Consider the following 21043-nt stretch of genomic DNA (forward strand, 5'->3'; position numbering starts at 1 on the left):
TCGGGCCTTTTTTTATTCAGTTTTCTCCGCTTGTCCTCTGCTCTGGGTCCTGAGACACTGACTGACCAGTGAAAAGGAGTCCTTTATGTTCTTGATAAATGGCGTTGCACAGGACACGCTGGCAGCGAACGATCGCGCCACCCAGTTTGGCGACGGCTGTTTTACTACCGCCCGCATTCAGCAGGGGCAGGTTGCGCTGCTGACGGCTCATCTGGCGCGTTTGCAGACAACCTGTGAAAAATTACAAATACCATTTCACGACTGGCTGACGCTGAGCGAAGAGATGCAGCGTCTGGCGCGGCCGCACGCGCAGGGCGTGTTGAAGGTGATCCTCACCCGCGGCGTTGGGGGTAGGGGATACAGTACGGCGGGCTGCGTGTCGCCCACCCGCATTCTCAGTGTCTCTCCATTCCCGGCGCATTATGCGCGCTGGCGGGAGGAGGGCATTACTCTGACCCAGAGCCCGGTGCCCCTGGGTCGTAACCCCTGGCTTGCCGGCCTGAAGCATCTTAATCGCCTTGAGCAGGTGCTGATCCGCTCTCATCTTGAGCAGACGGACGCCGATGAGGCGCTGGTCCTTGACAGTGACGGGTGGCTTACGGAATGCTGTGCCGCGAATTTATTCTGGCGTCAGGGACGGGATGTATTTACTCCGCGACTCGATTACGCCGGGGTCAACGGCATTATGCGGCAGCACTGTATCGCGCAGCTGGCACCATCGACATTTCGCGTTGTCGAAGTGACAGCGCGTCCTGAGGCATTGCGGGAAGCCGATGAAGTGCTGATCTGCAATGCGCTGATGCCGCTGGTGCCGGTTCGTCGCTGGGAGGAGACCGTCTGGTCCTCGCGCGAGCTTTACCATTTTTTAGCCCCTTTGTGTGAGCTGTCTGGTTAGTATGAAGAAAATGTTACGTTTTATTCTGCTGTTGGTGGTGGTGCTGGGCATCGCTGCAGCGGCAGGCATGTGGAAGGTACGCCAGCTGGCGGACAGCAAGCTGCTGATTAAAGAAGAGACCATCTTCACCCTGGAGACCGGTACCGGCCGTCTGGCGTTGGGTCAGGATCTTTATCGCGAAAAGGTAATCAATCGCCCCCGCGTTTTCCAGTGGCTGCTGCGGGTGGAACCTGAGCTGTCTCACTTCAAAGCCGGGACCTATCGCTTCACGCCGCAGATGACGGTACGCGAGATGCTGCAGCTGCTGGCCAGCGGTAAAGAGGCGCAGTTTCCGCTGCGCTTTGTCGAAGGCATGCGCGTCAGCGACTACCTTCGCCAGCTGCGTGATGCCCCGTACGTGAAGCACACTCTCGATGATGATAGCTACGCGACGGTGGCTAAGGCGTTAGGTCTTGAGCATGCTGACTGGGTGGAAGGCTGGTTCTGGCCGGATACCTGGATGTACACCGCCAATACCAGCGATATCGCCATCCTCAAGCGTGCGCATCAGAAAATGGTCGCGGAAGTGGCGAAGATCTGGGAAGGACGGATGGAGAATCTGCCCTATGCCGATCAGAACCAGCTGTTGACCATGGCCTCGATTATTGAGAAAGAGACCGCGGTGGCGGAAGAGCGCGACCGCGTCGCGTCGGTATTTATCAACCGTCTCCGCATCGGTATGCGCTTACAGACCGATCCGACCGTGATCTACGGGATGGGCGAGGGGTATACTGGTAAGTTAACGCGTAAGGATCTCGAGACGCCGACCGCATACAATACCTATACCATCAGCGGCCTGCCGCCTGGTCCTATCGCAGTGCCGGGCGAGGCATCGCTGAAGGCGGCCGCCCATCCGGCGAAAACGTCATATCTCTATTTTGTCGCCGACGGAAAAGGGGGCCATACGTTTACCACAAACCTGGCCAGTCACAACCGTGCGGTGCAGGACTATTTGAAAGTACTTAAGGAAAAAAATGCGCAGTAACTATATCGTCATCGAGGGGCTGGAGGGCGCCGGGAAGACCACCGCACGTCAACTGGTGGTGGAGACGCTGCAGTCGGCAGGTATTCACGATATGGTGTTTACCCGCGAGCCGGGGGGCACTGTCCTTGCCGAAAAACTGCGTAGCCTGGTGCTGGATATCCAGTCCACGGGTGATGAAGTCATTAATGATAAAGCGGAAGTGCTGATGTTTTACGCGGCGCGCGTCCAGCTGGTGGAGACCGTGATTAAGCCTGCGCTGGCCCGCGGCCAGTGGGTGATCGGCGATCGTCACGATCTGTCGACTCAGGCTTATCAGGGCGGCGGCCGGGGAATCGACCGTACGATGCTGGCGACGCTGCGCGATGCGGTACTCGGCGATTTCCGCCCCAATCTGACCCTGTACCTCGACGTCACGCCGGAGGTGGGGCTGCAGCGCGCCCGGGCCCGCGGCGAGCTTGATCGCATTGAGCAGGAGTCCATGAACTTCTTCAATCGCACCCGTGCGCGCTACCTTGAGCTGGCCGCTGCAGACCCGTCGATCCGCACGGTTGACGCGACCCAGCCGCTCGACGCCGTCGCTCGCGACATTCGCGCCACGATTGCCCAGTGGATGGCGGAGCAACCGGCATGAAATGGTATCCGTGGTTGCGCCCGTCGTTCGAGCAACTGGTCGGTAGCTATCAGGCCGGACGAGGCCACCACGCCTTACTGTTACAGTCTCTGAGCGGAATGGGCGGTGAGGCGTTGATTTACGCGCTGTGCCGCTTCCTGATGTGCCGCCAGCCCGAAGGGCATAAAAGCTGCGGCCATTGCCACAGCTGCCAGCTAATGCAGGCCGGCACGCATCCTGATTACTATCCGCTGGCCCCTGAAAAGGGCAAGAGTGCGCTGGGCATTGATGCGGTGCGCGATGTCAACGAAAAGCTCTATGAGCGCGCGCGCCTGGGCGGGGCGAAAGTGGTGTGGATTAGCGATGCCGCTTTACTGACAGATGCCGCCGCCAACGCGTTGCTGAAGACGCTGGAAGAGCCGCCGGAGAATACCTGGTTCTTCCTCGCGTGCCAGGAGCCGGCGCGTCTGCTGACGACCCTGCGCAGCCGCTGTCGTCTGCACCACCTGTCGCCGCCGACGGAATCTTATGCTCTGGCCTGGCTGGAGCGTGAGGTGAGCCTGCCGCAGGAGGCGCTACTGACGGCGTTGCGTCTGTGCGCCAGCGCGCCAGCCGCGGCGCTCGAACTGTTACAGGAGCCGCAGTGGACGGCGCGTCAGCAGCTGTGTCAGGCGCTGGCAAGCACCCTGGCGAGCGGCGACTGGCTGGCATTGCTGCCGATACTCAATCATGAACAGGTGGCGGTTCGCCTGCACTGGCTGGCATCGCTGCTGGTCGATGCGCAAAAACGACAGCAGGGGATTGCCCTGGTAAGTAACCCGGACGTCTGGCCGCTGCTGGAGCAGCTGGCGCACAGCCTGCCCGCCGCCCGCCTGCAGGCGATCGCCCATGACGTCTGTACCTGCCGCGAGCAATTGCTGAACGTCGTCGGCGTCAACCGCGAACTGCTGCTCACCGAGCGCTTGCTGCGCTGGGAACATTACCTGCAACCCGGGACGGTTTTACCCGTATCCCACCTCTGAGTGAGACATTATGTTTTTAGTCGACTCCCACTGCCATCTTGATGGTCTGGATTATCAAACCCTGCACAAAAACGTCGACGACGTTCTGGCAAAAGCGGCCGCGCGTGATGTGAAATTCTGCCTGGCGGTCGCCACGACGTTGCCCGGCTACCGCAGTATGCGCGAGCTGGTGGGGACGCGTGATAACGTCGTCTTCTCCTGCGGCGTGCACCCGTTAAACCAGGACGAACCCTACGATGTGGAGACGCTGCGCACGCTGGCGGCGGAAGAGGGCGTTGTGGCGATGGGGGAGACCGGTCTGGATTATTTTTATACCCCGGAAACCAAAGCCCAGCAGCAAACCTCATTTCGCGACCACATTCGCATTGGCCGCGAGCTGAATAAGCCGGTGATCGTCCACACTCGCGACGCGCGCGCCGATACCCTGGCCATTTTACGCGAAGAAAACGTGACGGATTGCGGTGGCGTACTACACTGTTTCACTGAGGACAGGGAGACAGCGGGTAAATTGCTCGACATGGGGTTCTATATCTCGTTTTCCGGCATCGTCACTTTTCGTAACGCCGAGCAGCTACGCGATGCAGCGCGCTATGTTCCGCTGGATCGTCTGCTGGTGGAGACCGATTCGCCGTATCTGGCGCCAGTCCCCCATCGCGGCAAAGAGAACCAGCCGGCGCTGGTCCGTGACGTTGCGGAATACATGGCGGTGCTGAAAGGTGTGTCGCTGGAGCAACTGGCCCAGCAGACCACTGACAATTTTGCCACCCTGTTCCACATTGACCCCGCCCGCTTGCAACCTGCTTGATCTGCCTATTATTTTAAGGCTCGTAATTAATAACCAAAGCGAGTAAAGTTCACCGCCACAAAAGTGGCGGTGAAGGTTTTTTGGCAACATCCAGATACAACTTATGTAAGCTGATGTAAATTTTTACCGGAAGGCTGATTGAAACGTGATAGCCGTCAAACAATCATCCCGTTAATTATTTTACTCTGTGTAATAAATAAAGGGCGCTTAGATGTCCTGTCCACGGCACGGTTCTCCCCCCGGGCCAATGCGTGAAAACGTAAAAAAGTACCAAATACTCAGGAGCACTCTCAATTATGTTTAAGAATGCATTTGCTAACCTGCAGAAGGTCGGTAAATCGCTGATGCTGCCGGTATCCGTACTGCCTATCGCAGGTATCCTGCTGGGCGTCGGTTCCGCAAACTTCAGCTGGCTGCCAGCCGTGGTCTCCCACGTTATGGCAGAAGCAGGCGGTTCAGTTTTCGCCAACATGCCGCTGATCTTCGCTATCGGTGTGGCCCTCGGCTTCACTAATAACGACGGTGTATCCGCACTGGCTGCAGTCGTGGCTTACGGCATCATGGTGAAAACCATGGCGGTTGTTGCGCCGCTGGTGCTGCATTTACCTGCTGAAGAGATTGCGGCAAAACACCTGGCTGATACCGGCGTGCTTGGCGGTATTATCTCCGGTGCTATCGCCGCGTACATGTTCAACCGCTTCTATCGCATCAAGCTGCCAGAATACCTGGGCTTCTTTGCGGGCAAGCGCTTTGTACCGATTATCTCTGGTCTGGCCGCTATCTTCACCGGCGTGATCCTCTCCTTCATTTGGCCGCCGATCGGTTCCGCGATCCAGACCTTCTCCCAGTGGGCTGCTTATCAGAACCCAGTGGTAGCGTTTGGCATCTACGGTTTCATCGAGCGTTGCCTGGTGCCGTTTGGTCTGCACCACATCTGGAACGTACCTTTCCAGATGCAGATCGGCGAATACACCAACGCGGCTGGTCAGGTGTTCCACGGCGATATCCCGCGCTACATGGCAGGCGACCCGACCGCGGGCAAACTGTCTGGCGGCTTCCTGTTCAAAATGTACGGTCTGCCGGCAGCGGCTATCGCGATTTGGCACTCTGCTAAACCGGAAAACCGCGCCAAAGTGGGCGGTATCATGATCTCCGCCGCGCTGACCTCGTTCCTGACCGGTATCACCGAGCCGATCGAGTTCTCCTTCATGTTCGTGGCGCCGATCCTGTACGTTATCCATGCCATTCTGGCGGGTCTGGCGTTCCCGATCTGTATCCTGCTGGGTATGCGTGACGGTACCTCGTTCTCCCACGGCCTGATCGACTTTATCGTCCTGTCCGGTAACAGCAGCAAGCTGTGGCTGTTCCCGATTGTCGGTATCTGCTATGCGATCGTGTACTACGTCATTTTCCGCGTGCTGATTAAAGCCCTGGATCTGAAAACACCGGGTCGTGAAGATACCACCGAAGAGAGCAAAGCTGGCGCAACCAGCGAGATGGCTCCGGCTCTGATCGCCGCTTTCGGCGGTAAAGAGAACATCACCAACCTCGACGCATGTATTACTCGTCTGCGTGTTAGCGTGGCGGATGTAGCGAAAGTTGACCAGGCTGGCCTGAAAAAACTGGGCGCCGCTGGCGTGGTAGTGGCAGGTTCTGGCGTACAGGCCATCTTCGGTACCAAGTCCGATAACCTGAAAACTGAAATGGATGAGTACATCCGTAACAGTTAAGACGTAGTATCGGGGAGACTAAGGCAGCCTATTGGCTGCCTTTTTTACGTTACGAGGTGAGGTTTTCTGAGGCGATAACCCTGGAGATTGTCCGGCAAATGCTTAATCCCTCAGCAGCTAAGTCTATAGTTGAATAAGAAAAACTGCTTTCAGGTTGAAAGAGAGGGAGGATGTCGCTCATACTCTTATCTGAACCTGTGCGTCCGCGTTTATCTGCAGAAGCAGGCCAGCGTATGGGATAAAACTAATAAGGAATCAGTCATGGCAGAAGAAACGATTTTCAGCAAAATCATTCGCCGGGAGATCCCGTCGGATATTGTCTATCAGGATGAGCTTGTGACCGCTTTTCGCGACATCTCCCCGCAGGCGCCCACCCACATTCTGATTGTCCCGAATGTTCTGATTCCTACCGTGAATGACGTCACCACCGAACATGAGCTGGCGCTGGGCCGGATGATGACCGTCGCGGCGAAGATCGCCCGCGATGAAGGTCTTGCCGACGATGGCTACCGTTTGATCGTTAATTGCAACCGCCATGGCGGCCAGGAAGTTTACCATATCCACATGCATCTGCTGGGCGGTCGTCCGCTGGGCCCGATGCTGGCGCATAAAGGCTAAGGCCATGCTCAGGACCCTTTTGGGCGCCTGCCTGGCGGCGGGACTGCTGGCCGGGTGTAGTTCACATCCGGAGATCCCGGTTTCTGACCAGCAGGCGCTGGTGATGGAATCGAGCGTGCTGGCGGCCGGGATCAGCGCCAGCGAGCCTGCCGTGGTGGCGACGGAGATCCAGGCCACTGCCTCCTCAACGCTGTATAACGAGCGCCAGCAGCCGGTCACCGTGCATTATCGTTTTTTCTGGTATGACGCCCGAGGTCTGGAGATGCACCCGCTGGACGCGCCGCGCACCATCGTGGTCCCGGCACGCTCTTCGGTGACATTGTATGGTAGCGCCAATATCCTGGGGGCGCATAAGGCCCGCCTTTATCTTTATCTGTAAGGGGTAATTATAATGATGAAAATGTGTCGCTATGCGTTAATCACAGCACTGGCGATATTCCTCGCAGGTTGTGCGGGGTTACGTGAGAAGCCTGCGCCGGTCGAAGAGGCCAAACCGCAGCCGCAGCAGCCTGCGCAGCCGCAGCCAACGGTGCCGACTGTGCCGGCGGTTCCTGCCGTACCGTCGCAGCCGGGGCCCATTGAGCATCAGGATCAGCAGTCGGGCCAGCCGGCGCCGCGCGTGCGTCATTATGACTGGAACGGCGCGGTCCAGCCGCTGGTGGGGCAGATGCTGCAGGCCAGCGGCGTCAATGCGGGCAGCATTCTGCTGGTTGACAGCGTGAACAACCGCACCAACGGTACGCTGAATGCGGGAGAAGCCACTACCGCGCTGCGTAATGCGCTGGCCGGCAACGGCAAGTTTACGCTGGTCTCGGCGCAGCAGCTGGGGGTCGCCAAACAGCAGCTGGGCCTGTCGCCGCAGGACAGCCTCGGCAGCCGCAGCAAAGCCATGGGTATCGCCCGCAACGTGGGCGCGCAGTATGTGCTTTACTCCAATGCCACCGGCAACGTCAACGCGCCTGAACTGAAGATGCAGTTGATGCTGGTGCAAACCGGCGAGATTATCTGGTCAGGTAAAGGTGCTGTTCAGCAACAATAAGCTGACGCGCGATGAGCTCTTGTCGCGCTTCTTCCCCCGTTATCATCCTGTCGCCTCGCTGAGCCAGAATGGCCTCAGCGGCGGCAGTGTGATTATCAGCGACGGCGACCGGCGGCACGTGCTGCGTCAGCCGCACGACCCGTCAGCCGCTTCCTGTTATTTCCGCCGTCAGTATCGCGCGCTCCGCCAACTGCCTGCCAGGCTGGCGCCAGCCCCGCTGTTTTACTCACCCTGCTGGATGGTGGTGGAATATTGCGCGGGGGAGGTGAAAAGTGAGTTACCGGCCTGCCCGATGCTGTCAGACTTATTGTATGACGTGCATCAGCAACCGCGATTCGGCTGGCGTGTTACCCTCGCACCGCTGCTGGCCCAGTACTGGCAGACGTGCGATCCGGCACGACGCACGCCGCGCTGGCTGCGCTGGCATCAGCGGCTGCGCCGCCAGGGCGAGCCCCGTCCTCTGCGGCTGGCGCCGCTGCATATGGACGTCCATGCCGGCAATATTATCCACAGCGAATCCGGCCTGAGGCTGATCGACTGGGAATATGCCGGCGATGGCGATATCGCGCTGGAGCTGGCCGCGGTGTGGATTTCCCCTCACCAGCGCCGCCAGCTGGTGGCGGCCTATGCCCGGCGGGCGGCCATCGACGCGCAGCAGCTTTGGCGGCAGGTTGCACGCTGGCGCCCGTGGGTCTTGCTGCTGATGGCGGGGTGGTATGAAATGCGCTGGCGGCAGAGCGGCGATCGGCAATTTATCACGCTGGCAGATGAAATATGGTGTCAGTTAGACAACGAACGTAAAGGATAAGAGAGGTCAGTGTGGGCCCAGTCATGTTGGATGTCGAAGGGTATGAACTGGATGCGGAAGAGCGAGAGATTCTGGCGCATCCGCTGGTGGGAGGATTGATCCTCTTTACCCGTAATTATCATGATCCGGCGCAGCTACGGGAGCTGGTGCGCCAGATCCGCGACGCCTCCCGGAACCATCTGGTGGTGGCGGTGGATCAGGAAGGGGGGCGTGTTCAGCGTTTCCGTGAAGGCTTTACCCGTTTACCGGCAGCCCAGTCTTTTGCCGCCCTGCTGGGAATGGAAGAGGGGGGCAAACTGGCCGCTGAGGCCGGCTGGCTGATGGCCAGCGAAATGATCGCCATGGATATTGATATCAGCTTTGCGCCGGTGCTGGACGTGGGCCATATCAGTGCCGCGATCGGCGAACGTTCCTATCATGCAGATCCGCAAAAAGCGCTGGCGATAGCGCGTCACTTCATTGACGGCATGCACGCGGCGGGCATGAAAACCACCGGCAAACATTTCCCGGGACACGGGGCGGTGACCGCCGATTCACATAAAGAGACTCCGTTCGATCCGCGGCCGGCGTCGGTTATTCGCGACCACGATATGGCGGTGTTCAAAAGCCTCATCGCCGAACAGCGTCTGGATGCCATTATGCCTGCGCATGTGATTTACCCGGAGCTCGACCCGCGTCCGGCCAGCGGCTCAGCGTACTGGTTAAAAACGGTGCTGCGCGGCGAGCTGGGCTTCGACGGAGTGATTTTCTCCGACGATCTGTCGATGGAAGGGGCGGCGATCATGGGCAGCTATGCCGAACGCGGTCAGGCGTCGCTCGACGCCGGTTGCGATATGATACTGGTCTGCAATAATCGTAAAGGCGCGGTCAGTGTGCTGGATAACCTGTCGCCGATCAAAGCAGAGCGTGTTACGAAATTGTATCATAAAGGTTCCTTTTCCCGTCAGGAGTTAAGGGATTCAGCCCGTTGGAAAACGGTGAGTGCCCAGCTGGAGCAGCTTCATGCGCGCTGGCAAGAGGCGAAGTCCGCGTAACGCTCTGTGGGGCGTTGTTGTCTGGTGAGGATGCGATGATTATCTATTTACACGGTTTTGACTCGAACAGCCCCGGTAACCATGAGAAGGTGATGCAGCTGCAGTTTATCGACCCGGACGTGCGGTTGATTAGCTACAGTACGCGTCACCCCAAGCACGACATGCAGCATTTGCTGAAAGAGGTCGATAAAATGCTGCAGCTTACCGCCGATGACCGGCCGCTGATCTGCGGCGTCGGCCTTGGCGGATACTGGGCGGAGCGGATTGGTTTTCTGTGCGATATCCGCCAGGCGGTGTTCAATCCAAACCTGTTTCCGCATGAGAACATGGAAGGCAAAATCGACCGCCCGGAAGAGTATGCTGACATCGCCACCAAGTGTGTGACCAACTTCCGTGAGAAGAATCGCGATCGCTGCCTGGTGGTGCTCTCCCGGCAGGACGAAGCGTTGGACAGCCAGCGTTCCGCCGACCTCCTGCACCATTATTATGAAATAATCTGGGATGAAGAGCAGACCCATAAGTTTAAAAACATCTCGCCGCACCTGCAGCGGCTGAAAGCGTTTAAAACCCTCGGTTAAGCCTTTTCCCCTGTCGCCAAACCCGCGCCGTGTTCACCGCGCGGGTTTTTTTATGCCTACACTTATTGGTTTCGCTGAAAAAATACGCGACAAAACTTGATGCATATCAATTTTGGTATGACCAATGCACCGTTCATGGTATTCTCGACGGTGCTGAATGGTTTCATTGACGTAACCTGTTGTTAAATAAAGGCTATTATCATAACTTTTATTTAACAATTGGTTAATAATTTTAGGGGTACACATGACTACGCCATTGAAAAAAATCGTAATTGTGGGTGGCGGCGCTGGCGGACTGGAACTGGCAACTCAGCTGGGGAAAAAGTTAGGGCGCCATAAAAAAGCGAAAATCACCCTGGTGGACCGTAACCACAGCCATCTGTGGAAGCCGCTGCTGCATGAAGTGGCGACCGGTTCTCTGGATGAAGGTGTCGATGCGCTGAGCTATCTGGCCCATGCCCGCAACCACGGTTTCCAGTTCCAGCTGGGTTCGGTGGTCGATATCAACCGCGAAGGGAAGACCATCACCCTCGGCGAGCTGCGCAATGAAAAAGGCGAGCTGTTGGTGGCTGAGCGTAAACTGCCGTACGACACGCTGGTGATGGCGCTGGGCAGTACCTCGAATGACTTCAATACCCCTGGCGTGAAAGAGAACTGCATTTTCCTCGACAACCCGCATCAGGCGCGTCGTTTCCATCAGGAAATGCTCAACCTGTTCCTCAAATACTCCGCCAATTTGGGTGCCAACGGTAAAGTGAACATCGCCATTGTCGGCGGCGGTGCTACCGGCGTGGAGCTCTCCGCTGAACTGCATAATGCGGTGAAACAGCTGCACAGCTACGGCTACAAAGGGCTGACTAACGAAGCGCTGAACGTCACGCTGGTCGAGGCGGGCGAGCGTATTCTGCCGGCACTGCCGCCGCGCATTTCCGGGGCGGCGCATAATGAGCTGACCAAGCTGGGCGTACGGGTGCTGACGCAGACCATGGTCACCAGCGCGGATGCGGGCGGTCTGCACACCAAAGATGGCGAATATATTGAGGCGGATCTGATGGTCTGGGCGGCCGGGATCAAAGCGCCAGATTTCATGAAAGAGATCGGCGGCCTGGAAACCAACCGTATCAATCAGCTGGTGGTCGAGCCGACGCTGCAGACCACCCGCGACGCGGATATTTTCGCCATCGGCGACTGCGCCTCCTGTGCGCGTCCGGAAGGCGGCTTTGTCCCTCCGCGTGCCCAGGCAGCGCACCAGATGGCTACCTGCGCGCTGAACAACATCCTGGCGCAGATGAAAGGCAAACCGCTGAAGGCGTACACCTATAAAGACCATGGCTCGCTGGTGTCGCTGTCTAATTACTCCACCGTCGGCAGCCTGATGGGTAACCTGATGCGCGGCTCGATGATGGTGGAAGGGCGCATTGCGCGCTTCGTGTACATTTCCCTGTACCGTATGCACCAGATCGCCCTGCACGGCTACTTTAAGACCGGCCTGATGATGCTGGTCGGGCGCATCAACCGCATCATTCGCCCGCGCCTTAAGCTGCACTAATCGTTGTCTCTACCCGGAGCGCACCCTGGCGGTGCCTCTGGGCTCGTCTGCTGAAACGGCGGCGATCCCGCTCAGAATCCTCTGAATCCCTTTGATTTGCTGCGAATTCTCGCACTTTTCATCCGCTATCTGATTTGCGCCTTCCCGGGTCCGGTTGCAAAATTGTATCAACAGCAACAAAGGAGGATCTCCCGTGAATAAATCTATGTTGGCGGGTATAGGGATAGGCGTGGCTGCCGCGCTGGGCGTTGCAGCTGTCGCTGGTCTCAACGTGTTAGATCGCGGCCCGCAGTATGCGCAAGTGGTCTCCAGTACACCGATTAAAGAAACCGTGAAAACGCCGCGTCAGGAATGCCGCAATGTCACGGTGACCCATCGTCGTCCGGTCCAGGATGAAAACCGCATCGCCGGTTCGGTACTGGGCGCGGTGGCGGGTGGGGTGATTGGCCACCAGTTTGGTGGCGGTCGCGGACGTAGTGTAGCGACGGTCGTGGGGGCGCTGGGCGGTGGCTATGCCGGCAACCAGCTCCAGGGGGCGATGCAGGACAACGATACCTACACCACCACCCAGCAGCGCTGTAAAACGGTGTATGACAAATCCGATAAAATGCTGGGCTATGATGTGACCTATAAGATAGGCGATCAGCAGGGGAAAATCCGTATGGATCACAATCCTGGCAGCCAGATCCCGTTGGACAACAATGGCCAGCTGGTACTGAACAACAAAATCTAAAAACAGATTTGTTTATTGATTAGCCCCTCAATCGCTCAGGCTGAGGGGCTTTTTTTATCAGAAGGTTAACGCGTAATTCAGACCGAAGGTACGGCCACGGCCTTTGTATTCGTACAGCGATGAACTGCCGTAGGTCGGGCTGTAGAGCAGCGGCGCCCGCTGGCCCCAGATGGTGACATAGTCCTCATTAAGCAGGTTTTCGATACTGAAGGTCAGTTTCCCCACCGGCAGCGCGTAACTGCCAATAAAATCAACGGTGTTATAGCCTTCCAGCTTGTTGCCGGCGGCGTCGCTGAGGTCAAACACCTGCTGGCTCTGCACGCGCAGGCTCCACGGATCCGGTGCCCAGCCCACCCAGGCGGTGGCTTTGGACGGTGAGGCGAGGGTGACGTCCCATTTTTGCCAGCGGCCGTCGGTTTGCACCTGCGATTTCAGCACGTTGAAGTTGCCGCCGACGCTCCAGTCGCTGTCTGGAATAAAGTAATCGACCGCCCCCTCAACGCCATAAATACGCCGTTTGTCGGACTGAACGTCAATGGTCATGTCGGTGCGGTTGACGACGATGGTCTTATCTGACGTCGAGTAATACGCCGCCAGCTGGGTGCGCAGGTTATCGCCGGTGTAGCGCCAGCCCAGCTCATACGAATTAACTTTGATTCCCTGCAGCGGCGAGTCACCGACATTGACGCTGGAAATCAGTGGCAGATGACCATTGACCGCCGCGCCATATTTACCGATACCGTAGTATTTGCCAGGGTCCGGTAGCTCGACGCCCTGCGAGAAGTTAAACCAGGTCTGCTGACGCTCGGTCAGATGCGCCACGATCCCGGCGTTAAACAGGAAGTTATCGTAGTCAGTTTTGCCACCTTTGATGGCGTCGGCGGAGCGCGCTTTCCCGTTGGCGATATCCTGTTGCTGGGCGTAGCCGACAAAGTCGTCAACCCGATTTTCGGTCCACTGGTAGCGAACCCCGCCGCTGAGGGTAAAGATATCGTTCAGATCGTAGCTGGACTGCAGGAACGGCGCGACGTTGGAGATGCTGTATCCCGGGTAGCGGCCGGTGGTGTAGATCGATTCGTTGTGCAGCCCGCCGGACGCCAGCGATTGCTGCAGATCGAAGAACATCTGGTTGGCATTGAAGGTCTCATGATCGGCGTCGAGACCCCAGGTGAGATCCCATCCTGCCAGCGGCTGACTGTTGAGGGTCAGCTTTGCCCCATACTGATCGGTATCCTGCTGCGACGAGGAGAAGCTACTGACCTGGCCTTTCGTGAGCGTTGGGAACGGATAGAAGGTGAGGGACTCATCGCGATAGTACACCTGGCTCACCAGATTCTGGCCGAAGAAGTCGGCATCGGAGTACTGGAGGCTGATCAGGTGGCGTTCGGTGCCGGGGATACGGTCGGAATTGAGCCCGTCGGTGGTGTACGCTTTGCCGCCGCTGGTGACCGCGGACATGTTCTTCCCGAGCCACAGGCCGTAGTCATCATCGCCCTGGCTTTTATAATACTGGGTGACAAGCTGTAGCTGGCGGTTGTCATCGATCTCAATCGTCCCCGTCCCCATGACGTCGAGGCGGTCAGAGTGCTGGAGCCCCGTTTGCGTGTTATCGAGGATCAGCGCATCATTATTGCCATCGTACCAGCCGCCGAAACGCTGATAGGCCACCGATAAGCGCCCGGATGCATGGTCTGTCCCGCCGCTGACGGCCGCTGCGATGCGCTCATCATGATCGTTACTGTTCGCAAACCCGCTCTTGCTACCCACCTCGAGATCGACCTGGCGATCCTGTTGCCCTTTCTTGGTGACGATGTTGATAAGCCCGCCGGTACTGCCTCCGCCATACAGCGAGGTCGCCCCGGAGATCACTTCGATATGTTCGATGTTGAATGGGTCGATGGCGTCGAGCTGGCGACTGTCGGTGCGTGAGGAATTGAGCCGGACGCCGTCGATCAGCACGACGATGGCGCGCCCGCGCATGTTCATCCCGTAATTGGTGCGCCCCTGGCTGCTCACATCGATGCCTGGGATCAACTGCGCCAGCACGTCTTTGAACTCTTTCCCGCCCTGGACCTGCTGCTCAATCTCCTGGCCCTCAATGACCCAGGTGGTTTGGGCCATTTCGGCCACGGTGCGATGGGTGCGGTTTGCGCTAACGATGATGCTGTCTTCATCAGACTGAGCCGCCAGCGCAGGCAGCGTGCTGACCAGCAGCAGAGGGTGGAGCACCCAGAGGCGCTTTTTCATATCCATTCCTTTTATGAGCAAGTTGCTTTGTCGTTGTTATAGGCCGACGCCGGGTCGGCATTAGTTACAATGCGAAACATCTGGAAAAACTCAAAAAAGGATTTTGCACATAATGAATATCGCAATCAATATCATTTGCGTTTATCTTTTGCGGGGAAAGACAATAGAAATCAATCTGTTTTGTGTGGGTAAAGCGAACTGGAGGGCGGATCCGGCGGCAGAATACCGCCGGAAGCGGGGCGCATCAGGACTCGAGGAGCTGCGGCCAGAGACGGAAGGTGGTATCGGTGATTTGCATCAGCTTATCGAAATCCGCGCCTTCCCGTGCGCTAATCGACATGCCCTGCAGTACACAGTTTAAAAACTGCGCCAGCTGCGCGACATCGCGGCCTGCGGGCAGTTCGCCCTGCGCTTGCCGCTGCTGCAGAAACTGGGTCAGCGCCTGCTCCTGCATCGCATGGCGTGACTTGATGGTATTGGCGATATCTGTCGAGGAGGCGGCCAGCGCGGCGGAGGTATTAATGATAAAACAGCCAGCCGGCGTCTCTTTGCTGGTAAAGCAGGTGGCGACCGCCGTGAAGTAATCCCGCAACGCACCGTCGACGGGTTTCCCCTCGGCAAACAGCACCGCTTCATGCTTCGCGGCAAAGCGCGAAATGTAACGATCCAACACTGCGCGGAACAGTCCTTCTTTATTCACAAATTCCGCATACAGGGTGGGGGCTTTTGCTCCTGTCGCCTCGACCAGATCGGCGAGCGAGGTCGCCTCATAGCCGTGCTGCCAGAAGAGTGTCATGGCTTTGTCCAGCGCCGCATCCCTGTCGAACACCTTCGGTCGGCCACGGCTTTTTTTGGCGCAACTTTGAACGTCAGTTGTCATGATGCCGTTGTACCTATGTTGGTTTGGTGAAAGGCCATTATAAAAATAAACGATCTCCGGGGCCAGCGCTGTTGGTTTAAAAATAAATAATTCATATGAGTATGAAATTTAAGCATTTTATAAATAGTTAAACGATCGTTATAAAAATGCGTTGACGTGTGATGTAGATCACATTACTATTTACCTATCGATCGTTAAGTTAATACTTACGACCCTACTAAAAAATTCATCTGCACAGGTATAATAATCATGAAAACCGTTAATACTCTGGCTATTGCCGCCGTTCTTAGCTCACTCTCTTTCGCCAGCTTTGCCGCTGTTGAGGTGCAGTCCACCCCAGCGGGTCAGCATAAGGTAGGCACCATCTCTGCTTCTGCCGGGACCAACCTGGGCTCGCTGGAAGACCAGCTGGCACAGAAAGCAGAAGAGATGGGCGCCACCTCATTCCGTATTACTTCGGTAACCGGTCCGAATACCCTTCACGGTACCGCCGTTATCTACAAGTAAGCCCGATGCGTCGCTGCCCGGCCCCCTTCACCGGACAGCGATGAGTAAGACCCTGTTGTACCCCTGTTTGACCCTTGCCAACAAAAAACCCGCCATCAGGCGGGTTTTTTGTTTTCTGCAACATGAGACTACATCGACTGCGGGCCTGGCGCGAAATGACGGGTGACGTCAATGGGCATACCCGAGCGGTAATTCATCGCACGCTCCATCACCGTCCCGTCGGTCTGCGGCGCCTGTTTGAACTCAGTCATAGCCGCGTTAAGCGTAATGGGCAGGGTCTGCGGGTCGTCGTCGATATGCTCAGACAGCGGCTGATGGACCTCAACCAGACGGCGACCATCCGGCTCTACCGACGCCTTGATTGGCGTGTTGATAATATTCACCTTAGTGCCTGGCGAGATGGCGTTGTACAGCGCCTTAATATCATTGTCGCGCAGACGAATGCAGCCGGAGCTGACGCGCATGCCAATGCCGAAATCGGCATTGGTGCCGTGCAGGAGATAGACTCCGCCATAGGCGGCGAGGCGGATGGCGTGATGGCCCATCGGGTTGTCAGGACCGGCTGGCACCACCGCCGGCAGCTCAATCCCCATTGCCTTGTAGCGGGCGCGAATGTTAGCGGTTGGCGTCCAGGTCGGATTGGCCCGCTTGTCGGACACGGTCGTGACCATCGTCGGTGTGATGGTGGTTCCACCCAGCTGGCCGATGCCGATCGGGTAGACGGTCACTTCATTCTTGCCCGGCGGGTAATAGTAAAGACGCAGTTCGGCGAGGTTAATCACCAGCCCTTCGCGCGGCGCATCGGGCAGCAGCGTCTGCAGGGGGATGGTCAGCACGCTGCCGGCGCGGGGAACATAGGGGTCAACCCCGGGATTGGCCTGCAGCAGGGCCAGAAAGCCGACATTGTACTTTTTGGCAATCGCCTCCAGCGAACCGCCGTTATCCTGCACCACATGGAACGTATTCTGACCTACCAGCCGGCTGCCCGGTGGGGGAAGGGGCCAGGTGTTGGCGCGCGCGGGCAGTGCCAGCGCGGCGACCAGCGCGACCAGCGCCAGCCAGAGCGTAACGGGGAAACGGTTTCTCATTACCATAACTCCAAAATATATAAGTGGTTATTTTTATATGAAAAGCAGATGAGATTATGGCGTGAGTCTGTGTGGGGAAATCCAGGCGGATTGCAAAATGTTTGTAAAGATTGCCAGGTATGTAGGAAGGGAGATACGGCTCGGGGGCCGTATCTCCTGCCAGTCAGGCGACGGCGTTCTCTTCCAGCTGACGCATAAACTGGCGAACCCAGTCCATCCGCGTTTTACGCTCTTCCAGATCCTGCATGAATTTCAGGCGCGTCGGCCCGTCCAGCCGGAAGTGCTGCGGCTGCTTTTGCAGCAGGCCGATTAACCACACCGGATTGACGTTGTTTTTCTCGTTGAACTCGACCACGCCGCCTTTTTCGTTGCTTTCCAGTTTGCGGATCCCCAGTTTCTGCGCCTGCTGACGCAGACGGGCAATATCCAGCAGGTTGCGCGCGGCATCGGGCAGGAGGCCAAAACGATCGATCAGCTCGACTTTGATCTCCTCCAGTTCGAGTTCATTTTTCGCGCTGGCAATCCGTTTATAGAACGACAGGCGCGTATTGACGTCGGGGATGAAATCGTCAGGCAGCAGGGAAGGCATGCGCAGTTCAACTTCCGTTTGCTGGCTGGTGAGATCTTCCAGCGAGGGTTCGCGTCCGGCTTTCAGCGCATCGACTGCGTTCTCCAGCAGCTCCATATACAGAGAGAAACCGATGGTTTCCATCTGGCCGCTCTGATCTTCGCCGAGCAGTTCCCCGGCGCCGCGAATTTCCAGATCGTGGGTCGCCAGCGCAAAGCCGGCGCCGAGATCTTCCAGCGACGCAATGGCTTCGAGGCGCTTTTGCGCATCGGTGGTCATCGCTTTCGGATGCGGCGTCAGCAGCCAGGCATAGGCCTGGTGATGTGAACGACCAACGCGGCCGCGCAGCTGGTGCAACTGCGCGAGGCCAAAATGGTCGGCGCGTTCGATGATGATCGTATTGGCGGTGGGGATGTCGATCCCGGTCTCAATGATGGTGGTACATACCAGCACATTGAAGCGCTGGTGATGGAAATCATTCATCACCCGCTCCAGTTCGCGCTCCCGCATCTGACCGTGACCGATGGCGATCCGCGCCTCCGGCACCAGCTCCGCCAGCTTGTCGGCGGCTTTCTGGATGTTTTCGACGTCATTAAACAGATAGTAGACCTGGCCGCCGCGCAGCGTTTCGCGCAGGATCGCCTCGCGCACGACCAGGGCGTCGTATTCACGAACGAAGGTCTTCACCGCCAGACGGCGCGCCGGCGGTGTGGCGATAATCGACAAATCGCGCATCCCGCTCATCGCCATGTTCAGCGTCCGCGGGATCGGCGTGGCGGTGAGGGTCAGGATATCGACATCGGCGCGCATCGCTTTGATGCGTTCTTTGTGACGAACGCCAAAGCGGTGCTCTTCGTCGACGATCAGCAGCCCCAGATCGCGCAGCTTCACTTCGCTCTGCAACAACTTATGGGTGCCGATTAAGATATCGATTTTGCCTTCCGCGGCCTGTTCGAGGATCTGCGCCTGCTCTTTAGCGCTGCGGAAGCGGGAGAGCATTTCGATGCGTATCGGCCAGTTGGCGAAGCGATCGCGGAAGTTGTCATAGTGCTGCTGAGCCAGCAGGGTGGTCGGCACCAGCACCGCCACCTGCTTGTGGTTCTCCACGGCGAGGAAGGCGGCGCGCATAGCCACTTCGGTCTTACCGAAGCCCACATCGCCGCACACCAGGCGGTCCATCGCCAGCGGCTGGCACATATCGCTGAGGACGGCGTTAATCGCCTGCGCCTGATCCGGCGTGGTTTCAAACGGGAAGCCGTCGCAGAACAGCTGATACTGTTCGCGGTCGTGTTTAAAGGCAAAGCCCGCCTTCGCCGCGCGCTGGGCGTAGATATCCAGCAGCTCTGCCGCCACGTCGCGTACTTTCTCAGCCGCTTTTTGTCGCGCCCGGGTCCAGGCATCGCCGCCCAGCTTGTGCAGGGGCGCGTTCTCTTCCGCCCCGCCGGCGTAACGGCTGATAAGATGCAGGGAGGATACCGGAACGTATAGCTTGGCATCGTTGGCGTAGGTCAGCATCAGGTATTCGCCGGTGATGCCGCCGGCTTCCAGGGTGGTCATTCCCGCATAGCGGCCCACGCCGTGCTCCAGATGGACAACCGGCTGGCCGATATGCAGTTCGGCAAGGTTGCGAATGAGGATGTCAGGGTTGATAGTGCGGCGTGAATCCTGCCGACGGCGCGCCACGCGCTCACCGAGCAGGTCGCTTTCGCAAATCAGCGCCAGGCCGCGCTGGCTGTCAATAAACCCGTGCTCGGCGGCGCCAATCATCAGATAGCGGCCATTGCCGGTGGCCTCTTCCAGACGCAGCACGTGTTTTGGCGCAATTTTTATCCGCGCCAGCATTTCGCTCAGCGCTTCACGGCGACCCTCGCTTTCCACCGAGAAAATCACCGGGCCGCTAAAGGACTCGAGGAAGCGGCGCAGATTATCCAGCGGCGCTTTGTTTTGTGCCTGCACGGCGAGGTCCGGCAGCGTCTGGTAGCCCAGATTGGTATTCGCCGCTTTGTCCGCCAGGTGCTCGGTTTTCAGCTGTACGCGCGGCCATTTTTTCAGTTCGCCGAACAACTCATCGCTGCGCAGCCACAGCAGTTCCGGCGGCAGGAGCGGGCGCATCGGATCGACGCCGCGGTTTTCAAAGCGAGCGCGGGCTTCATTCTGGAAACGTTCCGCGCTGGCCTCGAGATCGCCGGTGTTGACGATCAGCGTGCTGGCCGGGAAATAGCTAAATAACGGCGGCAGCGGCTCGCTGAAGAACAGCGGCTGCCAGTATTCGATACCGGCAGGCAGTGTCCCTTTACTGACCTGCTGATAGATATGCTCGGCATCGCGCTTCACCTCAAAACGGTCGCGCCACTGGCTGCGGAACAGCTCGATGGCGGTCTGGTCGGTAGGAAACTCATGCGCTGGCAGCAGGTTAATGGCCGCCACTTCCTCCAGCGTGCGCTGGCTGTCGACGTCGAACAGGCGCAGGCTGTCGATTTCATCGTCAAAGAAATCGAGGCGGTAGGGCTGGTCGCTGCCCATCGGGAACAGGTCGAGCAGCGCGCCGCGGGTGGCATATTCGCCGTGCTCCATCACCTGATCGACATGGCGGTAGCCGGCGCCCTCAAGCTGATCGCGCAGCGCATCGCGCGACAGGCGCTGGCCCTTTTTCATCACCAGCGCGTGCCCGTGGAGGAAGCTGTGCGGACAGACGCGCTGCATCAGGGTGTTGACCGGGACGATCAGTACGCCGCGCTGCATGGTGGGTAACTGGTAAAGGGTGGCAAGACGGGAGGAGATGATGTCCTGGTGCGGCGAGAAGCTGTCGTAGGGGAGCGTTTCCCAGTCAGCCAGCCCCATCACCATGCTGTCGGTGAACTGCCTGATCTCGTCGTTCAGGCGCAGCGCGTTTTGCATGTCAGGTGCCACCAGCACCACCGGGCCCTTGTGGCGTTCGGCCATCTCTGCCACCAGGGTAGCGCAGGCCGCGCCGGTCAACTCGCCAAGCTGGCGCAGATCACCGGCCTTGGCCGGCAATGAGTATCGATATTGTTCAGGCATAGACGGTTTCATGGTCTCTTGGGGATTCGCTCTGCCGATATGGAGGGCAACTCGCTGATATTCAATAGTGAGATTATCCGCGATTGGTCTGGATTCGCCAACCCGAATTGCCATCAGCTGTTGGTTGAACAAACATCCGGGTCGCGGATAAGCGTAAAGATATATCAATGAGTACTTATCTATCCGATTGTATTTGCTTGGGTTTTAGGATTATTGCTAATAAAGTCGTCAGGTATCAGTCATTTACGCTGCCCGTATTCGCTTAT

At 57.9% G+C, this 21043-nt stretch carries 22 protein-coding genes; 17 read left to right on the forward strand and 5 right to left on the reverse strand.

All coding sequences use genetic code 11. The features are described from left to right. The first annotated feature begins 85 nt into the window (after positions 1 to 85). The 14 genes from pabC (at position 86) to CWM58_RS26695 (ending at position 12445) form a co-directional block, all read left to right on the forward strand. Positions 86 to 895 carry an aminodeoxychorismate lyase gene (gene pabC / locus CWM58_RS26625; protein ID WP_100682160.1) on the forward strand — a complete coding sequence of 270 codons (810 nt, stop codon included), beginning with the start codon at positions 86 to 88 and terminating at the stop codon, positions 893 to 895. A gap of 1 nt (position 896) precedes the next feature. Further along, on the forward strand, positions 897 to 1919 hold the full coding sequence (gene yceG / locus CWM58_RS26630; RefSeq protein WP_100682161.1) for a cell division protein YceG: 1023 nt from the start codon (positions 897 to 899) through the stop codon (positions 1917 to 1919). Further along, on the forward strand, positions 1909 to 2550 hold the full coding sequence (gene tmk / locus CWM58_RS26635) for a dTMP kinase (RefSeq protein WP_008805990.1): 642 nt from the start codon (positions 1909 to 1911) through the stop codon (positions 2548 to 2550). Before yceG ends, tmk begins: the two co-directional genes overlap by 11 nt. Next, entirely contained in the window at positions 2547 to 3551 is a 1005-nt protein-coding gene (gene holB / locus CWM58_RS26640) for a DNA polymerase III subunit delta' (protein WP_100682162.1), read from the forward strand. The genes tmk and holB overlap by 4 nt, the downstream gene beginning before the upstream one ends. A gap of 10 nt (positions 3552 to 3561) precedes the next feature. Continuing rightward, the gene (locus CWM58_RS26645) at positions 3562 to 4356 is read left to right on the forward strand and encodes a metal-dependent hydrolase (RefSeq protein ID WP_100682163.1); all 795 of its coding nucleotides are present in this window, start codon (positions 3562 to 3564) and stop codon (positions 4354 to 4356) included. Positions 4357 to 4652: 296 nt separating this feature from the next. After that, positions 4653 to 6086 carry a PTS glucose transporter subunit IIBC gene (gene ptsG / locus CWM58_RS26650; protein ID WP_008805993.1) on the forward strand — a complete coding sequence of 478 codons (1434 nt, stop codon included), beginning with the start codon at positions 4653 to 4655 and terminating at the stop codon, positions 6084 to 6086. A 261-nt stretch (positions 6087 to 6347) separates the two neighbouring features. Then, a complete protein-coding gene (gene hinT / locus CWM58_RS26660; protein WP_004204571.1) occupies positions 6348 to 6704 on the forward strand; it encodes a purine nucleoside phosphoramidase in 357 nt (118 codons plus the stop codon). Positions 6705 to 6708: 4 nt separating this feature from the next. After that, positions 6709 to 7083, forward strand: a complete 375-nt coding sequence (locus tag CWM58_RS26665; protein WP_002900683.1) for a YcfL family protein — start codon at positions 6709 to 6711, stop codon at positions 7081 to 7083. Between the two features lie 21 nt (positions 7084 to 7104). After that, positions 7105 to 7743: a penicillin-binding protein activator LpoB gene (lpoB, locus tag CWM58_RS26670; RefSeq protein WP_162678317.1), complete on the forward strand. Its 639-nt coding sequence runs from the start codon at positions 7105 to 7107 to the stop codon at positions 7741 to 7743. Then, entirely contained in the window at positions 7724 to 8551 is an 828-nt protein-coding gene (gene thiK, locus CWM58_RS26675; protein WP_100682164.1) for a thiamine kinase, read from the forward strand. Before lpoB ends, thiK begins: the two co-directional genes overlap by 20 nt. A 23-nt stretch (positions 8552 to 8574) precedes the next feature. Then, positions 8575 to 9585, forward strand: coding sequence for a beta-N-acetylhexosaminidase (gene nagZ, locus CWM58_RS26680; RefSeq protein ID WP_165785858.1), 1011 nt, complete (start codon positions 8575 to 8577; stop codon positions 9583 to 9585). A gap of 35 nt (positions 9586 to 9620) precedes the next feature. Next, the gene (gene ycfP / locus CWM58_RS26685) at positions 9621 to 10163 is read left to right on the forward strand and encodes an alpha/beta hydrolase YcfP (RefSeq protein WP_002900775.1); all 543 of its coding nucleotides are present in this window, start codon (positions 9621 to 9623) and stop codon (positions 10161 to 10163) included. A gap of 244 nt (positions 10164 to 10407) precedes the next feature. Beyond that, the gene (locus tag CWM58_RS26690; RefSeq protein WP_008805997.1) at positions 10408 to 11712 is read left to right on the forward strand and encodes an NAD(P)/FAD-dependent oxidoreductase; all 1305 of its coding nucleotides are present in this window, start codon (positions 10408 to 10410) and stop codon (positions 11710 to 11712) included. Positions 11713 to 11905: 193 nt separating this feature from the next. Beyond that, a complete protein-coding gene (locus tag CWM58_RS26695) occupies positions 11906 to 12445 on the forward strand; it encodes a glycine zipper 2TM domain-containing protein (RefSeq protein WP_008805999.1) in 540 nt (179 codons plus the stop codon). A gap of 57 nt (positions 12446 to 12502) precedes the next feature. Here CWM58_RS26695 and CWM58_RS26700 read toward each other — a convergent pair whose 3' ends face one another. Then, positions 12503 to 14692 carry a TonB-dependent siderophore receptor gene (locus tag CWM58_RS26700; RefSeq protein WP_061155070.1) on the reverse strand — a complete coding sequence of 730 codons (2190 nt, stop codon included), beginning with the start codon at positions 14690 to 14692 and terminating at the stop codon, positions 12503 to 12505. A gap of 69 nt (positions 14693 to 14761) precedes the next feature. On the opposite strand from CWM58_RS26700, the gene CWM58_RS28960 reads away from it, so the two are divergent. Beyond that, positions 14762 to 14884, forward strand: coding sequence for a hypothetical protein (locus CWM58_RS28960; protein ID WP_165784190.1), 123 nt, complete (start codon positions 14762 to 14764; stop codon positions 14882 to 14884). A gap of 52 nt (positions 14885 to 14936) precedes the next feature. On the opposite strand, the gene CWM58_RS26705 is transcribed toward CWM58_RS28960, so the two are convergent. Together CWM58_RS26705 and CWM58_RS28965 are read right to left on the reverse strand one after the other, a co-directional pair. Next, positions 14937 to 15572, reverse strand: coding sequence for a TetR/AcrR family transcriptional regulator (locus CWM58_RS26705; RefSeq protein ID WP_074386326.1), 636 nt, complete (start codon positions 15570 to 15572; stop codon positions 14937 to 14939). Further along, positions 15569 to 15688 carry a hypothetical protein gene (locus tag CWM58_RS28965; protein ID WP_162677765.1) on the reverse strand — a complete coding sequence of 40 codons (120 nt, stop codon included), beginning with the start codon at positions 15686 to 15688 and terminating at the stop codon, positions 15569 to 15571. Before CWM58_RS28965 ends, CWM58_RS26705 begins: the two co-directional genes overlap by 4 nt. A gap of 133 nt (positions 15689 to 15821) precedes the next feature. Between CWM58_RS28965 and bhsA the strand changes: the two genes are divergently transcribed. Beyond that, the gene (bhsA, locus tag CWM58_RS26710) at positions 15822 to 16079 is read left to right on the forward strand and encodes a multiple stress resistance protein BhsA (RefSeq protein WP_022065354.1); all 258 of its coding nucleotides are present in this window, start codon (positions 15822 to 15824) and stop codon (positions 16077 to 16079) included. 128 nt (positions 16080 to 16207) lie between these two features. Here bhsA and ldtC read toward each other — a convergent pair whose 3' ends face one another. Both ldtC and mfd read right to left on the reverse strand, forming a co-directional pair. Further along, positions 16208 to 17167: a L,D-transpeptidase LdtC gene (gene ldtC / locus CWM58_RS26715; protein WP_061155068.1), complete on the reverse strand. Its 960-nt coding sequence runs from the start codon at positions 17165 to 17167 to the stop codon at positions 16208 to 16210. A gap of 163 nt (positions 17168 to 17330) precedes the next feature. Then, positions 17331 to 20777 carry a transcription-repair coupling factor gene (gene mfd / locus CWM58_RS26720; protein ID WP_100682166.1) on the reverse strand — a complete coding sequence of 1149 codons (3447 nt, stop codon included), beginning with the start codon at positions 20775 to 20777 and terminating at the stop codon, positions 17331 to 17333. Between the two features lie 39 nt (positions 20778 to 20816). On the opposite strand from mfd, the gene CWM58_RS28970 reads away from it, so the two are divergent. Next, positions 20817 to 20948 (forward strand): hypothetical protein, encoded by a 132-nt coding sequence (locus CWM58_RS28970; protein ID WP_165785015.1) that lies wholly within the window; start codon positions 20817 to 20819, stop codon positions 20946 to 20948. The last annotated feature ends 95 nt before the right edge of the window (positions 20949 to 21043 follow it).

It is taken from the genome of Klebsiella sp. H-Nf2 (assembly GCF_002806645.1).
In the GTDB taxonomy this organism is placed as follows: domain Bacteria; phylum Pseudomonadota; class Gammaproteobacteria; order Enterobacterales; family Enterobacteriaceae; genus Klebsiella; species Klebsiella variicola.

Coding starts and splice junctions, on each gene's coding strand:
- CWM58_RS26690 (WP_008805997.1), top strand. CDS start 10,408: ATGACTACGCCATTGAAAAAAATCGTAATTGTGGGTGGCGGCGCTGGC.
- holB (WP_100682162.1), top strand. CDS start 2,547: ATGAAATGGTATCCGTGGTTGCGCCCGTCGTTCGAGCAACTGGTCGGT.
- ldtC (WP_061155068.1), bottom strand. CDS start 17,167: ATGAGAAACCGTTTCCCCGTTACGCTCTGGCTGGCGCTGGTCGCGCTG.
- CWM58_RS28960 (WP_165784190.1), top strand. CDS start 14,762: ATGCGAAACATCTGGAAAAACTCAAAAAAGGATTTTGCACATAATGAA.
- hinT (WP_004204571.1), top strand. CDS start 6,348: ATGGCAGAAGAAACGATTTTCAGCAAAATCATTCGCCGGGAGATCCCG.
- tmk (WP_008805990.1), top strand. CDS start 1,909: ATGCGCAGTAACTATATCGTCATCGAGGGGCTGGAGGGCGCCGGGAAG.
- CWM58_RS26705 (WP_074386326.1), bottom strand. CDS start 15,572: ATGACAACTGACGTTCAAAGTTGCGCCAAAAAAAGCCGTGGCCGACCG.
- lpoB (WP_162678317.1), top strand. CDS start 7,105: ATGTGTCGCTATGCGTTAATCACAGCACTGGCGATATTCCTCGCAGGT.
- mfd (WP_100682166.1), bottom strand. CDS start 20,777: ATGCCTGAACAATATCGATACTCATTGCCGGCCAAGGCCGGTGATCTG.
- CWM58_RS26645 (WP_100682163.1), top strand. CDS start 3,562: ATGTTTTTAGTCGACTCCCACTGCCATCTTGATGGTCTGGATTATCAA.
- CWM58_RS28970 (WP_165785015.1), top strand. CDS start 20,817: ATGGAGGGCAACTCGCTGATATTCAATAGTGAGATTATCCGCGATTGG.
- CWM58_RS26665 (WP_002900683.1), top strand. CDS start 6,709: ATGCTCAGGACCCTTTTGGGCGCCTGCCTGGCGGCGGGACTGCTGGCC.
- yceG (WP_100682161.1), top strand. CDS start 897: ATGAAGAAAATGTTACGTTTTATTCTGCTGTTGGTGGTGGTGCTGGGC.
- CWM58_RS26700 (WP_061155070.1), bottom strand. CDS start 14,692: ATGAAAAAGCGCCTCTGGGTGCTCCACCCTCTGCTGCTGGTCAGCACG.
- CWM58_RS28965 (WP_162677765.1), bottom strand. CDS start 15,688: ATGCTTAAATTTCATACTCATATGAATTATTTATTTTTAAACCAACAG.
- ycfP (WP_002900775.1), top strand. CDS start 9,621: ATGATTATCTATTTACACGGTTTTGACTCGAACAGCCCCGGTAACCAT.
- pabC (WP_100682160.1), top strand. CDS start 86: ATGTTCTTGATAAATGGCGTTGCACAGGACACGCTGGCAGCGAACGAT.
- bhsA (WP_022065354.1), top strand. CDS start 15,822: ATGAAAACCGTTAATACTCTGGCTATTGCCGCCGTTCTTAGCTCACTC.
- nagZ (WP_165785858.1), top strand. CDS start 8,575: ATGTTGGATGTCGAAGGGTATGAACTGGATGCGGAAGAGCGAGAGATT.
- ptsG (WP_008805993.1), top strand. CDS start 4,653: ATGTTTAAGAATGCATTTGCTAACCTGCAGAAGGTCGGTAAATCGCTG.